Source organism: Ruegeria sp. O4 (assembly GCF_056535125.1).
The window spans coordinates 1-1,925 of record NZ_JBQERO010000045.1; the positions used below are offsets into that span (position 1 = coordinate 1).

A 1,925-nucleotide genomic window follows, 5' to 3' on the forward strand; every position below is an offset into this window, starting at 1 on the left:
CCCTCTGCGCGTTGATGGCCCCTTTTGTGATGCGGGGGTCGTTGCCTTCGCTGAGGGCGATTATGGGACGGGTGGCCGGAGCGTTTTGCCGCAACAGCTCGACGGGTGTCAGGGTCATGTGCTCCGGCCTCGTCCTGGGGTTAAGCGCCCTGCGCCTTCATGTCATCGGCGCTGATGCCGGCGACTGCGACGGGTTTTTTCATCGCGTCGCGGCGGAAAGGCTCGCCAAGTTCCTGGTTGATCAGGGCCTCGATCAGCGTGGTGATGCCGTTCTTCTGGTCCTCGATCGCCTGGTTCAGCGCCGCGGTCAGCTCGTCCTGGGTGCGGGCCACGACGCCTTTCAGGCCACAGGCCTGCGCGATACCGGCATAAGACACCTTGGTGTCCAGCTCGGTGCCCACGAAGTTGTCGTCGAACCACAGGGTCGAGTTGCGCTTTTCCGCGCCCCACTGGTAGTTGCGGAACACGATCTGGGTCACGGCGGGCCATTCCTCGCGGCCAATCGCGGTCAACTCGTTCACCGCGATGCCAAAGGCACCGTCACCGGCAAAGCCCACAACCGGAACATCCGGGCAGCCGATCTTGGCACCGACAACGGCGGGCAGGCCATAGCCGCAGGGGCCGAACAGGCCCGGCGCCAGGTATTTGCGACCCTCTTCAAACGACGGATAGGCGTTGCCGATGGCGCAGTTGTTGCCGATGTCCGAGCTGATGATCGCCTCTTTCGGCAGCGCCGCCTGAATGGCGCGCCACGCCATGCGCGGGCTCATCCAGTCGGGCTTGGCCGCGCGGGCGCGCTGGTTCCAGGTGGTGCCCGGATCGTCATCCTCATGGGTCATCGAGGTCAGTTCCTGCGCCCAGGCCGATTTCTTCTGCGCGATGCGCTCTTTGCGCTCCTTGCGGCCTTCGTCACCGGCGGTGTCGCTCAGCTGGGCCAGAATGCCCTTTGCCACCTTGGCGGCGTCGCCGATGATGCCGACGCTGACCGCTTTGGTCAGGCCGATACGGTCAGGGTTGATGTCAACCTGGATGATCTTGGCATCCGCAGGCCAGTAGTTGATGCCATAGCCCGGCAGGGTCGAGAACGGGTTCAGACGGGTGCCGAGGCACAGGACAACATCCGCCTCGCTGATCAGCTCCATCCCCGCTTTCGAACCGTTATAGCCCAGCGGACCGGCAAACAGCGGGTGGCTGCCCGGGAAGGCGTCATTGTGCTGGTAGCCGACGCAGACCGGCGCATCCAGGCGCTCGGCCAGCGCTTTCGACGCCTCGATGCCGCCTTCGGCCAGAACCACACCGGCGCCGTTCAGAATGACAGGGTTTCTGGCGTTCGACAGCAGCTCGGCCGCCTGGGCCACGGCGCTTTCGCCACCCGAGGGGCGCTCGAACTCGACAATGGCGGGCAGGTCGATATCGACAACCTGGGTCCACATGTCGCGCGGGATGTTCAGCTGGGCCGGGGCGCTGGCGCGCTTGGCCTGCATGATCACACGGTTCAGAACCTCGCAGACGCGGGTCGGGTCGCGGACCTCTTCCTGATAGGCGACCATGTCCTCGAACAGCTTCATCTGCTCGACTTCCTGAAAGCCCCCCTGACCGATGGTCTTGTTGGCCGCCTGCGGGGTCACCAGCAGAAGCGGGGTGTGGTTCCAGTAGGCGGTCTTGACGGCGGTCACAAAGTTGGTGATGCCCGGACCGTTCTGCGCGATCATCATCGACATCTTGCCGGTCGCCCGGGTGTAGCCATCCGCCATCATCCCCGCGCTGCCCTCATGCGCACAGTCCCAGAACATGATCCCAGCCTTCGGAAACAGATCCGAAATCGGCATCATCGCAGAGCCAATGATCCCAAACGCATGTTCAATACCATGCATCTGCAAAACCTTAACAAAGGCCTCTTCCGTCGTCATCTTCATAGGGGTGTT

At 63.5% G+C, this 1,925-nt stretch carries 1 protein-coding gene; it reads right to left on the reverse strand.

What is annotated here, in order from left to right:
• Positions 1-140 precede the first annotated feature (140 nt).
• Entirely contained in the window at positions 141-1,916 is a 1,776-nt protein-coding gene (xsc, locus tag ACR0J7_RS20405; protein ID WP_209599474.1) for a sulfoacetaldehyde acetyltransferase, read from the reverse strand.
• Positions 1,917-1,925 lie beyond the last annotated feature (9 nt).

What these genes read in the sequence shown, in the direction of transcription:
- xsc (WP_209599474.1), bottom strand. Translation starts at nt 1,916, where the DNA reads ATGAAGATGACGACGGAAGAGGCCTTTGTTAAGGTTTTGCAGATGCAT.